The 15,580-nt window shown below is 61.8% G+C and carries 14 protein-coding genes and 1 pseudogene; 6 read left to right on the top strand and 9 right to left on the bottom strand.

The annotated features are described in order from the left end of the window. The 5 genes and pseudogenes from uvrC to PP4_RS08430 all read right to left on the bottom strand — a co-directional run bounded on the left by uvrC (position 1) and on the right by PP4_RS08430 (position 4,005). A complete protein-coding gene (uvrC, locus tag PP4_RS08450) occupies positions 1-1,824 on the bottom strand; it encodes an excinuclease ABC subunit UvrC (RefSeq protein ID WP_041167660.1) in 1,824 nt (607 codons plus the stop codon). 6 nt (positions 1,825-1,830) lie between these two features. Then, a pseudogene (gene gacA / locus PP4_RS08445) lies at positions 1,831-2,470 on the bottom strand (response regulator transcription factor GacA). Positions 2,471-2,533: 63 nt separating this feature from the next. Next, positions 2,534-2,923 carry a helix-turn-helix domain-containing protein gene (locus PP4_RS08440; RefSeq protein WP_016498767.1) on the bottom strand — a complete coding sequence of 130 codons (390 nt, stop codon included), beginning with the start codon at positions 2,921-2,923 and terminating at the stop codon, positions 2,534-2,536. A 121-nt stretch (positions 2,924-3,044) separates the two neighbouring features. Further along, positions 3,045-3,476, bottom strand: a complete 432-nt coding sequence (locus PP4_RS08435; RefSeq protein WP_016498766.1) for a GNAT family N-acetyltransferase — start codon at positions 3,474-3,476, stop codon at positions 3,045-3,047. A 142-nt stretch (positions 3,477-3,618) separates the two neighbouring features. Then, complete coding sequence (locus tag PP4_RS08430; protein WP_016498765.1) at positions 3,619-4,005, bottom strand: DUF488 domain-containing protein; 387 nt, start codon at positions 4,003-4,005, stop codon at positions 3,619-3,621. 127 nt (positions 4,006-4,132) lie between these two features. On the opposite strand from PP4_RS08430, the gene PP4_RS08425 reads away from it, so the two are divergent. Further along, entirely contained in the window at positions 4,133-5,749 is a 1,617-nt protein-coding gene (locus PP4_RS08425; RefSeq protein ID WP_016498764.1) for an inorganic phosphate transporter, read from the top strand. 310 nt (positions 5,750-6,059) lie between these two features. After that, a complete protein-coding gene (locus PP4_RS08420) occupies positions 6,060-7,055 on the top strand; it encodes an IS110 family RNA-guided transposase (RefSeq protein ID WP_016497900.1) in 996 nt (331 codons plus the stop codon). Between the two features lie 51 nt (positions 7,056-7,106). On the opposite strand, the gene PP4_RS08415 is transcribed toward PP4_RS08420, so the two are convergent. The 3 genes from PP4_RS08415 to PP4_RS08405 all read right to left on the bottom strand — a co-directional run bounded on the left by PP4_RS08415 (position 7,107) and on the right by PP4_RS08405 (position 9,827). Then, positions 7,107-7,802, bottom strand: a complete 696-nt coding sequence (locus tag PP4_RS08415) for a glutathione S-transferase N-terminal domain-containing protein (protein WP_016498763.1) — start codon at positions 7,800-7,802, stop codon at positions 7,107-7,109. Positions 7,803-7,889: 87 nt separating this feature from the next. Next, positions 7,890-8,387, bottom strand: coding sequence for a PaaI family thioesterase (locus tag PP4_RS08410; RefSeq protein WP_016498762.1), 498 nt, complete (start codon positions 8,385-8,387; stop codon positions 7,890-7,892). A 57-nt stretch (positions 8,388-8,444) separates the two neighbouring features. Then, positions 8,445-9,827 carry an amino acid permease gene (locus PP4_RS08405; RefSeq protein ID WP_016498761.1) on the bottom strand — a complete coding sequence of 461 codons (1,383 nt, stop codon included), beginning with the start codon at positions 9,825-9,827 and terminating at the stop codon, positions 8,445-8,447. Between the two features lie 255 nt (positions 9,828-10,082). Here PP4_RS08405 and gcvA point away from each other — a divergent pair, with 255 nt between their 5' ends. Further along, complete coding sequence (gene gcvA, locus PP4_RS08400; RefSeq protein ID WP_016498760.1) at positions 10,083-10,979, top strand: transcriptional regulator GcvA; 897 nt, start codon at positions 10,083-10,085, stop codon at positions 10,977-10,979. Positions 10,980-11,214: 235 nt separating this feature from the next. Further along, positions 11,215-12,465: a 2-aminoadipate transaminase gene (locus PP4_RS08395; RefSeq protein WP_016498759.1), complete on the top strand. Its 1,251-nt coding sequence runs from the start codon at positions 11,215-11,217 to the stop codon at positions 12,463-12,465. Positions 12,466-12,468: 3 nt separating this feature from the next. On the opposite strand, the gene PP4_RS08390 is transcribed toward PP4_RS08395, so the two are convergent. Beyond that, positions 12,469-12,771 carry a hypothetical protein gene (locus tag PP4_RS08390; protein WP_016488209.1) on the bottom strand — a complete coding sequence of 101 codons (303 nt, stop codon included), beginning with the start codon at positions 12,769-12,771 and terminating at the stop codon, positions 12,469-12,471. 140 nt (positions 12,772-12,911) lie between these two features. On the opposite strand from PP4_RS08390, the gene PP4_RS08385 reads away from it, so the two are divergent. After that, a complete protein-coding gene (locus tag PP4_RS08385) occupies positions 12,912-13,337 on the top strand; it encodes a hypothetical protein (protein ID WP_016498758.1) in 426 nt (141 codons plus the stop codon). 73 nt (positions 13,338-13,410) lie between these two features. Beyond that, complete coding sequence (fusA, locus tag PP4_RS08380; protein WP_016498757.1) at positions 13,411-15,522, top strand: elongation factor G; 2,112 nt, start codon at positions 13,411-13,413, stop codon at positions 15,520-15,522. The last annotated feature ends 58 nt before the right edge of the window (positions 15,523-15,580 follow it).

Genomic DNA, 15,580 nt, shown 5'->3' with positions numbered 1-15,580 from the left:
CTACTCGCTATGCAGGCTGGCATAAATCGACTCGGCAAGCTTTTTACTGATGCCGGGGGCTTTGGCGATTTCATCGACACTGGCGCGGTTGAGCTCCTGCAGGCCGCCGAAATGTTTCAGCAGGTCGCGCCGGCGCTTGGGCCCTACACCGGCTACATCCTCCAGGCTGGACACCCGGCGGGCCTTGCCGCGGCGAGCGCGGTGGCCGGTAATGGCGAAACGGTGGGCTTCGTCGCGGATTTGCTGGATCAGGTGCAGGGCCGGTGAATCACCTTTCAGCGTGAACTCGTGATGCACGTCGTTCAGGTACAGGGTTTCGAAACCGGCCTTGCGGGTTACGCCCTTGGCTACACCGAGCAAGGTCAGGTCGGTGAAGCCCAGTTCCTGCATCACATCGCGAGCCATGTTCAGCTGCCCCTTGCCGCCGTCCACCAGCAACACGTCGGGCAGCTTGCCCTCACCGTCCTTGATGCGCCCGTAACGGCGGGTCAGGGCCTGGTGCATGGCGGCGTAGTCATCGCCAGCCGTGACGCCTTCGATGTTGAAGCGGCGATAGTCGGACTTCAGCGCGCCTTCTGGGCCGAATACCACACAGCTGGCCACGGTAGCTTCGCCACTGGAATGGCTGATGTCGTAGCACTCCAGGCGCTGCGGCACTTCGTCCAGGCCCAGTACTTCGGCCAAGGCCTCGAAGCGTGCAGCCATGTGCTGGCGGTTGGCCAGGCGAGCATTGAGCGCCTGCTCGGCATTGGTCACTGCCAGCTGCTGCCAGCGAGCGCGCGTGCCGCGTACCCGGTGGCTGATGGTCAGCTCACGGCCCCGCAGCGTGTGCAGTGCTTCGGTGATGGCGTCGAAGTCTTCGTGAACAACGTTGACGATCAGCTCGCCGGGCAGTTCGCGCTCTGCGTTGCCCAGGTAGTACTGGGAGAGGAATGCGGCCATGACCTCGGCCACCTCCTCCTCGATGCCCACCTGCGGGAAGAAGTTCTTGCTACCCAGCACCCGGCCACCGCGCACGCTGATCAGGTGCACGCAGGCACCACCCGGGTTTACGAAGGCGGCGATGACATCGACGTCGCCGCTGCCGCCCTCGATGTACTGCTGGTCCTGCACGCGGCGCAACAGGGCAATCTGGTCGCGCAGCTCGGCGGCTTTTTCGAAATTGAGGGCCATGGCGGCCTTCTCCATCTCGGCATTCAGCTCGTTGCCCAATTGCTGGCTACGGCCTTCAAGGAACATCACCGAATGGCGCACGTCGTCGGCGTATTCCTCGGCGGTGACCAGGTCGGTGCAGGGCCCTTTGCAGCGTTTGATCTGGTACTGCAGGCAAGGCCGGGTGCGGTTGGCGTAATAGCTGTCTTCGCACTGGCGCACCGAAAAGGCCTTTTGCAGCAGGCTGAGGCTTTCGCGGATGGCCCCGGCGCTGGGGTATGGGCCAAAGTAGCGGCCCTTGGCCTTCTTCGCCCCACGGTGAATCCCCAACCGCGGGAACTCGCCGTCGGACAGGAACACGTAGGGGTAGGATTTGTCGTCGCGCAGCAGGATGTTATACGGCGGCCGCCATTCCTTGATCAGGTTCTGCTCCAGCAGCAACGCCTCGGTTTCGTTGGCGGTGATGGTGGTTTCAACCTGGGCGATACGGGCTACCAGCGCGGCGGTCTTGGGCGCCAGGCCGGTTTTGCGGAAATAGCTGGCCAGGCGTTTTTTGAGGTTCTTGGCCTTGCCCACGTAAAGCAGCCGGGCTTCGGCGTCGAACATTCGGTAAACGCCCGGGCGACCACTGCAGGTCGCCAGGAATGCGCTGGCATCAAAAGCTTGGGACATGAGGTTTTACAGGCTTGCGTCGACCATACCGTGGCGAACGGCCAGCAAGGTCAGTTCGACGTCGCTGGTGACCGAGAGTTTTTCAAAGATCCGATAACGGTAAGTATTGACGGTCTTGGGCGAGAGGCACAACTTGTCAGAGATGATCTGCACTTTTTGGCAGCCGACAATCATCAGGGCAATCTGGATTTCCCGCTCCGACAACGTGTCGAACGGTGACCCCTGCGGCTGGAACGGTTTCAGCGCCAGCTGCTGGGCGATTTGCGGGCTGATGTAGCGCTGGCCGGCAAACGCCAGGCGGATGGCCTGGACCATTTCGTCAATGGCCTGCGCCTTTGGTCAGGTAACCGGCCGCACCGGCCTGTAACAGACGCGTGGGGAACGGGTCTTCCTCGCACACGGTCACGGCCACTACCTTGATGTCCGGGTGGCTGCGCAGCAATTTGCGGGTGGCCTCCAGGCCGCCGATGCCGGGCATTTTCACGTCCATCAGCACCACGTCCGGTTTCAGCTCACGGGCCAGCTTGAGCGCGGACTCGCCCGAGTCCCCCTCACCCACCACCTGCAGGCCATCGATGTCGGCCAGCATGCGGGTGATACCGGTTCGTACCAGATCGTGATCGTCGACCACTAAGACCCTAATCAAGCACACACCTCGTCAACAGGGCGATTGGATCCCGCCACCTTAACAAAATTTTTCCAAACGGGTCTAACGCATTACTTCTGTAAGAAACGCCTGACGCTCAACAGTGACAGGCCTCACTGTTTGCCTGGGTTTTCTATCGCTGCTCAAGCGGCCCAGCAGGTGCCAGATGGCCGCCTGGTCGTCGATGGGCAATTGCCGGAAGGCGCCCAGCAGCCCCGACTCATCCGTGCTCAGGCCCTCCAGCGGGGCCGGCGTGCGTATGCCGCTAAGCACGTACAGTGCATCCACCCCCCTGACCGCGAGGGCTGCCAGGTAATCGACCCGTGGCGTGCGCTCGCCGCTTTCGTACTTGCCCTGGGCATTGGGCTCCACCCCACCGATATCGCCAAACACGCGCTGGGTCATGCCCAGGCGCTCACGCTCTTCCCGCAGCCGCGGACCAATCCCGTTCATTGTGGGCTTCTCCTTATCCCCTGATCACGCTCATCCCTAACCGCCGCGTCAGCGGGCGACCGTGAGCGCCTGGGTTTACTATGCCCCTGCGCTTCGGTCGCGACAAGCCATCATTGCGCTACTAGCCAATCGTGCGCTGCATGCGCACAAAACACGCGTCCTCACCCATTTCGACAAAGCCGTGGCGCTGGTACAACCCGCGCGCCGGGTTGCTGCGAAACACCATCAGCCTCAGCAACGGCAGGCGCCGTTGCCCGGCCCACAGCGCCAGCTCCTCCAACACCCAGCTGCCGACACCGCGCCCGCGATGCTCGGGCAACAGGTGCAACTCGCGGATAAACAGTGCCTGGCGGTCCTGGCTGAGGCTGCAGAAACCCAACAGGCTGTCGCCTCCGCTAACCAGCCACTGCTCGCGCCAACCCCAGGCCTGGTCGAAGGCGTCCTCGATCCAGAGCAGGTCAAATTCACGGTAATACGGCAGCATGGCGCGCCGCGTGAGGTCGCGGGCGAACGTACGGTGACTGTCGTTGGCGGGAATCAAATGTAGCGGCATCGCACAATGGGCTCTGGAGTTGGGCAGGGCCGGCCTCATCGCCGGCGAGCCAGCTCCCACAGGTCCAGTACTGGCTTCAAGGCCATCTGTGTGCCTGTGGGAGCTGGCTTGCCGGCAATGAGGCCGGTGCGGCAAATATCACTCACTGGGCATAGCATACGGGTGAACTGCCAGGCCCATGCCGGTCCAGTTCGCTTTCCAGCCATTCGGCCAGCACCCGGGCGTTATTGTGCTCGGTGTCCTTGCCTGCATAAAGCAGGGTTATCGACCCCTTTCCGGCCAAGTCCAGCAGGGGGTACCAATGCTCTGGATGGGCAGCCAATTCTTGCTGGTAGCGCTGGGTAAAACCGGTAAAGTCCACCGCCCCTTGGTGAAACGCCTTGCGCAATTCATTGGAGGGTGCCACTTCGCGCAACCACTGCCCGTGCAGGTTTTCCTTGCGCAGGTTGCGCGGCCATAGGCGGTCTACCAGCACACGCTGGCCATCGTCGGCTGCGGCTGCATCGTAGACACGCTTGCAGCGGATCATGGGTTTCTCCTGCTTTTACCGTCTGTCTTGAGCCTAGATAATTCATTGATCGAGGTCACGGTCGGGTTGCGAATTGTTTCTATGCTCAAGGCCTTCGGCAACTTGCCCAACGCCAACCGGAGCCATCATGGCAACCCCGTCACTGGCCAGCCAGCCGCACCTGGCCCAGCGCGACGCCCGCCCGCAGCTTGCCCACAAGCCTGGGCGCGCCACCCTCGTGTTGTTCTTCGGCCTGCTGCTGGCCGGTATCGCCTACACCGCCTGGAGCCTGAAGCAGGATGTAAACGCCAGCGGCACGGTGATCACCACAGTCACGCCGTTTCTGTTGTTGGGCCTGGCACTGTTGATTGCCCTGGGCTTCGAATTCGTCAATGGCTTCCACGACACCGCCAACGCGGTGGCCACCGTGATCTACACCAACGCGCTGCCGGCACCGGTCGCAGTGGTGTGGTCCGGGCTGTGCAACTTCCTCGGTGTGCTGCTCTCCAGTGGCGCAGTGGCATTCGGCATCATCGCCCTGCTGCCGGTGGAACTGATTCTACAGGTGGGCTCCTCGGCCGGCTTTGCAATGGTCTTTGCCCTGCTGCTGGCGGCGATCATCTGGAACCTCGGTACCTGGTGGCTGGGGCTGCCGGCGTCATCCTCGCACACCCTGATCGGCTCGATCATCGGTGTGGGTGTGGCCAATGCCCTGATGCATGGGCGTGACGGCACCAGCGGCGTGGACTGGGCCCAGGCCAGCAAGGTGGGCTACGCCTTGCTGTTCTCCCCCCTGATCGGCTTTGCCTGCGCCGCCCTGTTGTTGCTCGCCCTTCGAGCACTGGTGAAGCGTCAAGCGCTATACCAGGCGCCGCAAGGCCAGACACCGCCGCCCTGGTGGATTCGTGGCGTACTGATCCTGACGTGCACCGGGGTGTCCTTCGCCCATGGTTCCAACGACGGCCAGAAAGGCATGGGCCTGATCATGTTGATTCTGGTCGGCACCCTGCCAATGGCGTATGCGTTGAACAAGACCATGCCCAATGAGCAGGCCCTGCAGTTTTCCGCCGTCGCCGAAGTGACCCGCCAGGCGCTGGTGCGAAGCAACCCGCAAGCGCCTCCGGCCGACCCACGCCAGACGCTGACCGCATTCATTGGCGAACCCAAGGCCAGCCCGCAACTGGTACCGGCGCTGGCCGCGCTGACCGGGATGATCGGTGAAGAGGTCAAAGGCTACGGCTCACTCAAGCGCATACCCGCCGAAGCCATGGCCAACGTACGCAATGACATGTACCTGACCAGCGAAGCCATTCGCCTGATCGAGAAAAACCGTTTGGTGGCATTCGACGCCGACACCCACAGCCATGTGCAACTGTTCAAGACCCAACTGGACGACGCCACCCGCTACATTCCCCTGTGGGTCAAGGTGGCCGTGGCCATCGCGCTGGGGCTGGGGACCATGGTTGGCTGGCGGCGCATCGTGGTGACCGTGGGCGAGAAGATCGGCAAGACCCACCTGAGCTATGCCCAAGGCGCCTCGGCGGAGGTCGTTGCCATGTGCACCATTGGCGCAGCGGACATGTTCGGGTTGCCAGTTTCGACCACCCACGTGCTGAGCTCGGGGGTGGCGGGGACCATGGTGGCGAATGGGTCGGGGATTCAGAAGCGCACGCTGTTCAACTTGCTGATGGCCTGGGTGCTGACCCTGCCGGCGGCGATGCTGTTGGCTGGCAGCCTGTACTGGTTGCTGAGCCACATTTTCTAAACCTGTACTGCGCCCTTTGTAGAAGCGGCCCTTTCGCGGCACAAGGCCGCTCCTTGTATGTTGTGCCTAGCCTGATGAGAGAGGTTATTCTCGTCAGGCTATAGAAGCACTTCCGGGGAGGCCGATCGCTCCTGAAGGCAGGGTTTGCCCCTGACCTTGTCTGTAGAGAGGCCCCCCGCCTCATTGCCCACTACGAAGAGTATCGAGAAGCCGACAAGTCGGACTTCGCATTACAAGGTTGCAGCGGCATGAAGTTCGAGGTCGGGGAACCGGAGGCCATTGTTACCTAACTCGCTTGGGAGTGGGAAGAATGAATGTCTGTGTGGGCCTGGATATTGGTTCTCGTACGTCGATCGTTGGGGTGCGTAAAGATGGGCGTCCCGCTGGACAGTGGGATATCGCTCAAACCCCTGCTGGTCGTAAGGCAGCGGTGAAAAAGCTGCAGGCGCTCAAGCCCAAGTCGATCGTGATGGAGGCGACCGGAATCTATTACCTGGACCTGGCCCTTGAGCTGCATGCTGCGGACCTTCCTGTTTCGGTGATCAACCCCAAGAGCTTCCATAATTTCGCCAAGCTGATGCTGGTGAACAGTAAAACTGACTCGATAGATGCTCAGTTGCTGTCCGAGTACGGTGAACGTATGACACCGCGCTTGTGGACACCGCCAAGCTCCGTACAGCTTGAGCTGAGGGCTCTTGGCCGGCACATCAATCGTCTGGTCGGGCACCGCACCAGGGCGAAGAATGAGCTGCATGCATTGCAGGCGACCGCTACGACCGTGTCGATGCTGATCGAAGATCAAGAGGAAGCGATTGCCACTTTGGACAATCGCATTGAGCGTTTCCGCAAAGCCGGACGTGAGTTGATCGCTCAGTGTCCGACGCTTAACCGGCAGTACAAGCAGTTACTAGCGGGCCCGGGAATGGGAGAAGTCTCGGCACTTGCTGCCTTGGCTGAGCTGACCACCCTTCCTCAAATGCTCAAGTCCTCTCAGGTCGCTCGTCATGCTGGTCTAGATGTTCGACAGACACAGTCGGGGACAAGCATTGATAAACCTGGTCGGCTCGGCAAAAGCGGGAATGCCTATTTACGGGCGGCCATGTACATGCCGGCGCTGACGGCGGTGCGCTGCGATCCTTACGCGAAGGCCTTTTATGAATCGCTGGTCAGCAGGGGGAAGAAAAAAATGCAAGCGATCGCCGCTGTCATGCGCAAGTACCTGACAGGCATATGGGCATGCATGCGCGGCGATGAACCATTTGATACGGCCAAGCTTTTCAGCTCTGAACACCTTAGAAAAGCTTGACCGCCAACAGAGTATCTACAGGGAGCGGTGTACGTGACCGGTTCGGCGTTATCAGCTCGGGATTTTCAGGCCGCGCTGCACCGCCGGCCGTTCGAGGAACGTCGCCAGCACCCGCTTCACTTCCTTGAACTGGTCAAAGCCCACCAACTCACGGGCGTTGTAGCGATCCACCAAATTGCGCACCCAGGGGAAGATGGCGATGTCGGCAATACTGTACTCGTCCACCATCCACTCCCGGCCTTTCAAGTGCCGGTCCAGCACACCCAGCAGCCGCTTGGACTCGTTGACATAACGGTCACGCGGACGCTTGTCTTCATAGTCCTTGCCAGCAAAGAAATGGAAGAACCCGACCTGGCCGAACATCGGCCCGATACCGCCCATCTGGAACATCAGCCACTGCAGGGTCTGGTAACGCTGTGCAGGCTCCTGGCTGAGCAGTTGCCCACTTTTCTCCGCCAGGTACTGCAAGATCGCCCCTGACTCAAACAGCGGCAACGGCTGCCCGCCCGGGCCGTTGGGGTCCAGGATGGCCGGTATCTTGTTGTTGGCGCTGAGCGAGATAAATTCAGGGCTCAACTGGTCATTGTTGTCGAAGCTGACCTTGTGCGCCTCGTAGGCCAGGCCGATTTCTTCGAGCATGATCGACACCTTGACGCCGTTGGGCGTCGGCAGCGAGTACAGCTGCAGCCGTTCGGGGTTTTTGGCGGGCCACTTGCGGGTAACAGGGAAAGCACTGAGATCGGTCATGATCAACCTTGCCTGGGGAATGGACCTGTCACTCTAGAGACATCCCCGGCCGCTGACCATCACCGACCACTCATCAGCCCGGGTCACTCAAGCCTGGCCGTGGGCCTTGAGCTTGAGCTTTTCGGTATCGACACGGACGAACACCGAGTCGGCGGTCACGGTCAGCACATCCTCGGCCCAGACTTCGCAAAGCACCCGGCTCTTGCGCCCCACTTCCCCTTCCACTCGGGCCTTGAGCAAAAGTTCGACGCCCATCGGCGTGGGTTTCAGGTAGGTCAGGTTAAGTGTGCCGGTAACGCAGTCGATACGCGGCAGGCTGCCCGGCTCGCGGCCTTCGTTGCGGTAGTGGTAGGCCATGGCCGTCCAGTTGGAATGGCAATCGACCAGCATCGCCAGCAGGCCACCGTAGACCAGGCTAGGCCAGCCGATAAAGGTGCTGTCGGGTGCATGGCGGCATACCAGGTGGATGCCATCGGTGTCCCAGTGGCTTTGCAGGTGCAGGCCACTGGGGTGGGAACAACCGCAGCCGTAGCAGGTGCCTTCCGGCGCCGCGAGGGCCTGAAGGGAAAGTGGGTGGTCAGTCATACGCTTCCTGTGCTTGTTGGAATGGGGGCGCGCAACGCCCCCATTAAAGCAGATACATCAGGCCGTCTGGGCAACCACCTTGGCATGCCGCTGGGTCAGCGAAACCAGCAGGATGAACGCAGTCACCCCAGCGGTCATCAGCGTTTCATAGCGGTAGGCATCGCTGAACAGCATGTAGCCCAGCACCATGACGATGGTGCCGATCACCAGCCAGGTCAGCCATGGGAACAGCCACATCTTCAGCTCCAGCGGGCGCCCTTCACGGTCGGCGCGGGCACGCATGCGCAGCTGCGACACGGCAATCACCAGGTACACCAGCAAGGCGATGGCGCCGGTGGTGGACAGCAAGAAGCCGAAGACCTTACCCGGGAACACATAGTTGACCAGGCACCCGGCAAAACCGGCCAGCGTCGAGAAGATGACCGCCACGGTCGGCACGCCCGACCCGGAGATACGCTTGGTCATGCTCAGTGCCTGGCCGCGGGCGCCCAGCGAATAGAGCATGCGTGACGCGGTGTACAAGCCCGAGTTCATGCAGCTGGTCACCGCCACAAGCACCACCAGGTCGACCAGCAGCTTGGCGCCCGGCACGTTCAGCACTTCCAGCACACGCTGGAACGAACCGACCGCTTTCAGCGCGGGGTCGTTCCAGGCTACCAGCGACACCACCAGGAAGATCGACGCCAGGTAGAAGATGGCAATGCGGTACACCACCAGGTTGGTGGCACGGCGGATCTTGTCTTTCGGGTTGGCGGTTTCGTCAGCGGCAATGGTGACGATTTCGGCGCCGAAGAACGAGAAGATGGTGATCAGCACGCCACCGAGCACAGTGCCGAACCCGTTGGGCATGAAGCCGCCGTTTTCCCACAGCCGGCTGACCCCGGACACCTCGGCCAGCGGCCAGAAGCCGAATACCGCCAGGCTGCAGACCACGATGAAGGCAATGATCGCCACCACCTTGACCAGCGCGAACCAGTACTCGAAGGCGCCGAAGTTCTTCACGCTGATCAGGTTGGTACCCGACAGCACCAGCATGATGAGGAAGGCGAACAACCAGGACGGTACGCCTGGGAAGTAAGCATGCAGGATGTCGGCGCCGGCAATCGCCTCGACCGGAATGATCAGCACCCAGAACCACCAGTACAACCAGCCGATGGTAAAGCCTGCCCAAGGGCCGATGGCCTCGGAGGCATAGGTGGAGAACGACCCGCTGTTAGGGTTGGCTATGGCCATTTCGCCCAGCATGCGCATCACCAGCAATACCAGCAGGCCGGTCATGGCGTAGGAAATGAGGATGGCCGGGCCGGCGGTGGCGATGGCGTTCGACGAGCCGATGAACAGGCCGGCGCCGATGATGCCGGCAATGGAGATCATGGAAACCTGACGGGAGGTCAGGCCGTGCTGCAGGGAACGCTGTTTCTTGTTGTCTTGCGAAGCCATGAAGAACCCTCGAATGGGTCGGCCGCTTTGAGGCGGCTGAAGGTCGGAGCAGAATTCTTGTAAATTTCTGATAGTCGTTTTTGTTGTTTTGCAGATGCCGGAAGCGGGTACAGACCTCCTCTTCACATGACCGGTTGTAATCGTTGATCCAGGTCAGTATTAATCTATAGGCCGGGGTCAACAAACGACCTTTTCGAACCACATGATTCCGCTTTGGAATGAACTCCTTCCTTTTTTGCTCGGTATTTGCCTGTCATGTCCAAACGCCTGATGCCTTCGACCACCGCCCTTCAGTGCTTCGAAGCGGCCGCCCGCCACCTCAGCTTCACCCGCGCGGCCCAGGAACTGCACCTGACCCAGAGCGCCGTCAGCAAGCAGGTCGCGCAGCTCGAAGACATGCTTTCGCACTCGCTGTTCCAGCGCATTCGCCGGCGCCTGCACCTGACACCGGCCGGCGCGCTGTACCTCACCGAAGTGAACAAGATCCTCACCCAGATCGATATTTCCAGCCGCTACATCCTCAGCTACGGCGACGAAACCGAAGTACTGCGCATCGCCACCCAGCCCACCTTTGGTGCGCGCTGGCTGGTGCCAAAACTCAAGGGTTTCGGCGATCGCTACCCACGTATCCACCTGGATGTGCGCAACGAACTGGAGCCATTCGACCTGGTGCAGGCCAAGGCCGACGTGGCCTTTTTCTTCGGCCAGGGCACTTGGCCGGGGGCAACCTGCATCGAGCTGTTCAGCGAAGAAGTGGTGCCGGTGTGCAGCCCGCAGTTGCTGGCCAACCACCCCTTTGAAAGCGCCCAGGCGCTGACCGAGCACCGCCTGTTGCAGTGCGTGTCACGGCCGGAGGCCTGGCATGAATGGTTCCTGGGGTTGGGGCTGCACAGCCAGAACAGCTACCACGGGCCGCGTTTCGACACGTTTTACCTGTGCATTCGCGCGGCGATTGCCGGCTGCGGTATCGCCCTGATTCCGCGCTACCTGGTGGCCGAGGAGCTGAGCGAGGGCAAGCTGGTGGTGGCCTGGAACCATCCGGTGGCGAGCAATGGCCGGCACTTCATTGCCCATGCCGAGCATGCCGCCGAAGTGCCCAAGATCAGGGCCTTTGTACAGTGGATTTGCGAGCGGGTGGCTGAGGGGGACTGATTTGACCTGTGCCGGCCTCTTCGCGGGCTTGCCCGCTCCCACAGGACCACCACAGCTTCGAACAATGTGCTTAACCTGTGGGAGCGGGCAAGCCCGCGAAGAGGCCGGCACAGGCAACAATAATTCCGGCTAGTTCACGAATTCAGGGAATGACCGCAATCGAATAATTCGTTTGCGGAATAACCCCTCAGCACGCTTCGATAATAAGAAACTTGAACAAAGGTCCCGCGTGCCCATGAACCAGGAAAGTATCAGCCAATCCATCGCCATCGTTCACCCGATCACACTTTCCCATGGCCGCAATGCCGAAGTCTGGGACACCGACGGCAAACGTTACATCGACTTTGTCGGCGGTATCGGCGTGCTCAACCTGGGCCACTGCAACCCCGCCGTGGTGGAAGCGATCCAGGCCCAGGCCACCCGCCTGACCCACTATGCCTTCAACGCCGCGCCCCATGGCCCGTACCTGGCGCTGATGGAACAGCTGAGCCAGTTCGTACCGGTCAGCTACCCGTTGGCCGGCATGCTCACCAACAGCGGTGCGGAAGCGGCAGAAAACGCCCTGAAGGTTGCCCGCGGTGCTACAGGCAAGCGCGCCATCATTGCCTTCGACGGCGGTTTCCATGGCCGCACCCTGGCCACCCTGAACCTCAACGGCAAGGTGGCACCGTACAAGCAACGGGTCGGCGAGCTGCCCGGGCCGGTGTACCACCTGCCCTACCCTGGCGTGGATACCGGGGTTACCTGCGAGCAGGCACTCAAGGCCATGGAACGCCTGTTCAGCGTCGAGCTGGCCGTGGAAGACGTGGCAGCGTTCATCCTCGAACCGGTGCAGGGCGAAGGCGGTTTCCTCGCCCTCGACCCGGCCTTCGCCCAAGCCTTGCGCCGCTTCTGCGACCAACACGGCATCCTGATCATCATCGACGAGATCCAGTCCGGCTTCGGCCGCACCGGCCAGCGCTTCGCCTTCCCGCGCTTAGGGCTCGAGCCCGACCTGCTGCTGCTGGCCAAGAGCATTGCCGGCGGCATGCCGCTGGGTGCGGTGGTCGGGCGCAAGGAATTGATGGCAGCACTGCCCAAGGGCGGCCTCGGTGGCACCTATTCGGGCAACCCGATTGCCTGTGCGGCGGCGTTGGCCAGCCTGGCGCAGATGACCGACGAGAACATCGCAACCTGGGGTGAGCGCCAGGAGCAGGCCATCGTCAGCCGCCACCAGCGCTGGAAGGCGTCGGGCCTGAGCCCGTACATCGGCCGCCTGACGGGTGTGGGCGCCATGCGCGGCATCGAATTCGTCAATGCCGACGGCAGCCCGGCGCCGGCGCAACTGGCCAAGGTAATGGAGTCGGCACGGGCCAAGGGCTTGCTGCTGATGCCCAGCGGCAAGGCGCGGCACATCATCCGCCTGCTGGCCCCGTTGACCATCGAAGCCGAGGTGCTCGAGGAAGGGCTGGATATCCTCGAGCAGTGCCTGGTGGAACTGAACTGAGGCTTACAGGCCCAGTTCTTCGGGGGTCAGCATGTCGGATTCGAAGGCGATCCAGCCGCCTTCGAGTTCGGCGTGGCCGTTGACGATCGGGCCGTAGTAGGTCAGGCCGTTCTCCAGGGTCACGCAGATGTGCGTGGCCTGTTTTTCAGGTGCCGCGAGCGTACCGACGAAATGCACCTTCTTCAGGGTTTCGGTCACCGCTTCCAGGCCCACGCGCATGCTGGGGTTTTCCGAAGCTTCGGTATCTCCGCCACGGTCTTCGGCGCTGATGGTCACGGTGGCGGTGTACGGGTACTTGGTGCTCAAGCGGGGTTACCTCAGTGGGTGTGTAGGCGTAAGGGCGCGTAGAGTACGGCAGGCGGTCTCTGTTGTCTCTACAGGTGATCTGAATGCCTCGATCTGTTAGGGTGCCCGCCGATGCACGCCCCACCACACGAGGATCCCGAGTGAGCGCCGAAGAACCCCTGATCGCCGACCTGTTCGATGTCGACAAACGCCTGTCCCTCAAGCCCGTCGTGGACTTCAACAGCTACCTGCGCAACGCCTTCGGCGAAGGCCCGTGCCGCTGCCACCGCTGCACTGAAGGTGGCGACGAAAGCACCTACAGCCACGCCCACACCTTCACCTTCGAAAGCCGCCAGTGCCACCGCCGCTTCGCCAGCACCTCGGGCAGCGATGTCGCCCAGGTACTGAAAAAGGCTTGGCTGTCGTACACCAAGGCCGACCTCAACCTGGTCGGCACACTGGACCTGACCACCCTCAAGACCTTCACCGAAGCCGCCCTGCACTCGCGTCTGCTGGCGCTGCTGACGGCCAGCGGCCTGGCCCGTGAAGTGGATGGCCAGTGGATGCTGCAAGCCCAGGCCGACTGACGGCCCGGCGGCAGGGCAGGATTCCACCGGTCTGCTAACGTGGTGGAATCCGCCCATTCGCAGGTAGTCCGCCATGGCCCGCACAACGCCCATCGAGCTGTACCGCAATATTGGCATCGTCGCCCACGTGGACGCCGGCAAGACCACCACTACCGAGCGGATCCTGTTCTACACCGGGGTCAACCACAAGATGGGCGAGGTGCACGATGGCGCCGCGACCATGGACTGGATGGCCCAGGAGCAGGAACGCGGCATCACCATCACCTCGGCGGCGACCACCGCGTTCTGGCAAGGGTCGACCAAGCAGTTCCCCGACAAATACCGCTTCAACATCATCGACACCCCCGGCCACGTAGACTTCACCATCGAGGTGGAACGCTCGTTGCGCGTGCTCGATGGCGCGGTGGTGGTGTTCAGCGGTGCTGACGGGGTAGAGCCACAGTCCGAGACGGTCTGGCGCCAGGCCAACAAATACCATGTGCCACGCCTGGCCTACATCAACAAGATGGACCGCCAGGGTGCCGACTTCCTGCGTGTGGTCAAGCAGATCGACCAACGCCTGGGGCACCACCCGGTACCGATCCAGCTGGCCATCGGCAGCGAGGAGAACTTCATCGGCCAGATCGACCTGGTGAAGATGAAAGCCATCTACTGGAACGACGCTGACCACGGCACCAGCTACCGTGAAGAAGACATACCCGCCGAACTGCAGACGCTTGCCGACGAATGGCGCGCGCACATGATAGAAGCAGCCGCCGAGGCCAATGACGAACTGCTCAACAAGTTCCTCGAAGGCGAAGAGCTGAGCATCGACGAGATCAAGGCCGGTTTGCGCAAACGCACCATCGCCAACGAAATCGTTCCGACCATCCTCGGCTCCTCTTTCAAGAACAAGGGCGTACCGCTGATGCTCGATGCGGTAATCGACTACCTGCCCGCCCCGTCGGAAATCCCCGCCATTCGCGGCACCGACCCGGACGATGAAAACAAGCACCTGGAACGGCACGCCGACGACAAAGAGCCGTTCTCGGCCCTGGCTTTCAAGATTGCCACCGACCCATTTGTCGGCACCCTCACCTTCGCCCGCGTTTATTCCGGCGTGCTCAGCTCAGGCAACGCGGTACTCAACTCGGTCAAAGGCAAGAAGGAACGCATCGGCCGCATGGTGCAGATGCATGCCAACCAGCGTGCCGAAATCAAGGACGTGTGCGCCGGCGACATTGCCGCGCTGATCGGCATGAAAGACGTGACCACCGGCGACACACTGTGCGACATGGACAAACCAATCATCCTCGAACGCATGGACTTCCCTGACCCGGTGATTTCCGTGGCCGTGGAGCCCAAGACCAAGGCCGACCAGGAAAAAATGGGCATCGCCCTGGGCAAGCTGGCCCAGGAAGACCCGTCATTCCGCGTGCGTACCGACGAAGAAACCGGCCAGACCATCATCTCGGGCATGGGCGAGTTGCACCTGGACATCATCGTCGACCGCATGCGCCGCGAGTTCAACGTCGAGGCCAACATCGGCAAGCCGCAGGTGGCCTACCGGGAAAAAATCCGCAATACCTGCGAGATCGAGGGGCGCTTCGTGCGCCAGTCCGGCGGCCGTGGCCAATACGGCCATTGCTGGATCCGTTTCGCCCCTGGCGACGAAGGCAAGGAGGGCCTTGAGTTCATCAACGAGATTGTCGGCGGGGTGGTACCGCGCGAGTACATCCCGGCGATCCAGAAGGGTATCGAAGAGCAGATGAAGAACGGCGTGCTTGCCGGCTACCCGCTGATCAGCCTCAAGGCCGCCGTATTCGACGGTTCGTACCACGATGTCGACTCCAACGAAATGGCCTACAAGATCGCGGCTTCAATGGCCACCAAACAGCTGTCGCAGAAAGGCGGCGCGGTGTTGCTGGAACCGGTGATGAAAGTGGAGGTGGTGACGCCGGAGGAATACCAGGGCGACATTCTGGGCGACCTCAGCCGGCGCCGCGGGATGATTCAGGACGGTGACGAAACACCCGCCGGCAAGGTAATCCGTGCCGAAGTGCCGTTGGGCGAGATGTTCGGCTACGCCACCTCGATGCGTTCGATGACCCAGGGCCGGGCCAGCTTCTCGATGGAGTTCACCCGCTATGCCGAAGCCCCGGCGAGCATTGCCGATGGCATCGTCAAGAAAAACCGCGGGGAATGATTCATTCGCCTGTGCCGGCCTCTTCGCGGGCACGCCCGCTCCCACAGGGGATCGCACA

It is taken from the genome of Pseudomonas putida NBRC 14164 (assembly GCF_000412675.1).
In the GTDB taxonomy this organism is placed as follows: Bacteria; Pseudomonadota; Gammaproteobacteria; order Pseudomonadales; family Pseudomonadaceae; genus Aquipseudomonas; species Aquipseudomonas putida.
The sequence above is the reverse complement of the archived record's forward strand: the minus strand, read 5'-3'. Positions and strand labels throughout refer to the sequence as shown.

Bases quoted from the DNA above. Each gene is read 5' to 3' on its own strand.
- uvrC (WP_041167660.1), bottom strand. From the start codon at position 1,824: ATGTCCCAAGCTTTTGATGCCAGCGCATTCCTGGCGACCTGCAGTGGT.
- PP4_RS08440 (WP_016498767.1), bottom strand. From the start codon at position 2,923: ATGAACGGGATTGGTCCGCGGCTGCGGGAAGAGCGTGAGCGCCTGGGC.
- PP4_RS08435 (WP_016498766.1), bottom strand. From the start codon at position 3,476: ATGCCGCTACATTTGATTCCCGCCAACGACAGTCACCGTACGTTCGCC.
- PP4_RS08430 (WP_016498765.1), bottom strand. From the start codon at position 4,005: ATGATCCGCTGCAAGCGTGTCTACGATGCAGCCGCAGCCGACGATGGC.
- PP4_RS08425 (WP_016498764.1), top strand. From the start codon at position 4,133: ATGGCAACCCCGTCACTGGCCAGCCAGCCGCACCTGGCCCAGCGCGAC.
- PP4_RS08420 (WP_016497900.1), top strand. From the start codon at position 6,060: ATGAATGTCTGTGTGGGCCTGGATATTGGTTCTCGTACGTCGATCGTT.
- PP4_RS08415 (WP_016498763.1), bottom strand. From the start codon at position 7,802: ATGACCGATCTCAGTGCTTTCCCTGTTACCCGCAAGTGGCCCGCCAAA.
- PP4_RS08410 (WP_016498762.1), bottom strand. From the start codon at position 8,387: ATGACTGACCACCCACTTTCCCTTCAGGCCCTCGCGGCGCCGGAAGGC.
- PP4_RS08405 (WP_016498761.1), bottom strand. From the start codon at position 9,827: ATGGCTTCGCAAGACAACAAGAAACAGCGTTCCCTGCAGCACGGCCTG.
- gcvA (WP_016498760.1), top strand. From the start codon at position 10,083: ATGTCCAAACGCCTGATGCCTTCGACCACCGCCCTTCAGTGCTTCGAA.
- PP4_RS08395 (WP_016498759.1), top strand. From the start codon at position 11,215: ATGAACCAGGAAAGTATCAGCCAATCCATCGCCATCGTTCACCCGATC.
- fusA (WP_016498757.1), top strand. From the start codon at position 13,411: ATGGCCCGCACAACGCCCATCGAGCTGTACCGCAATATTGGCATCGTC.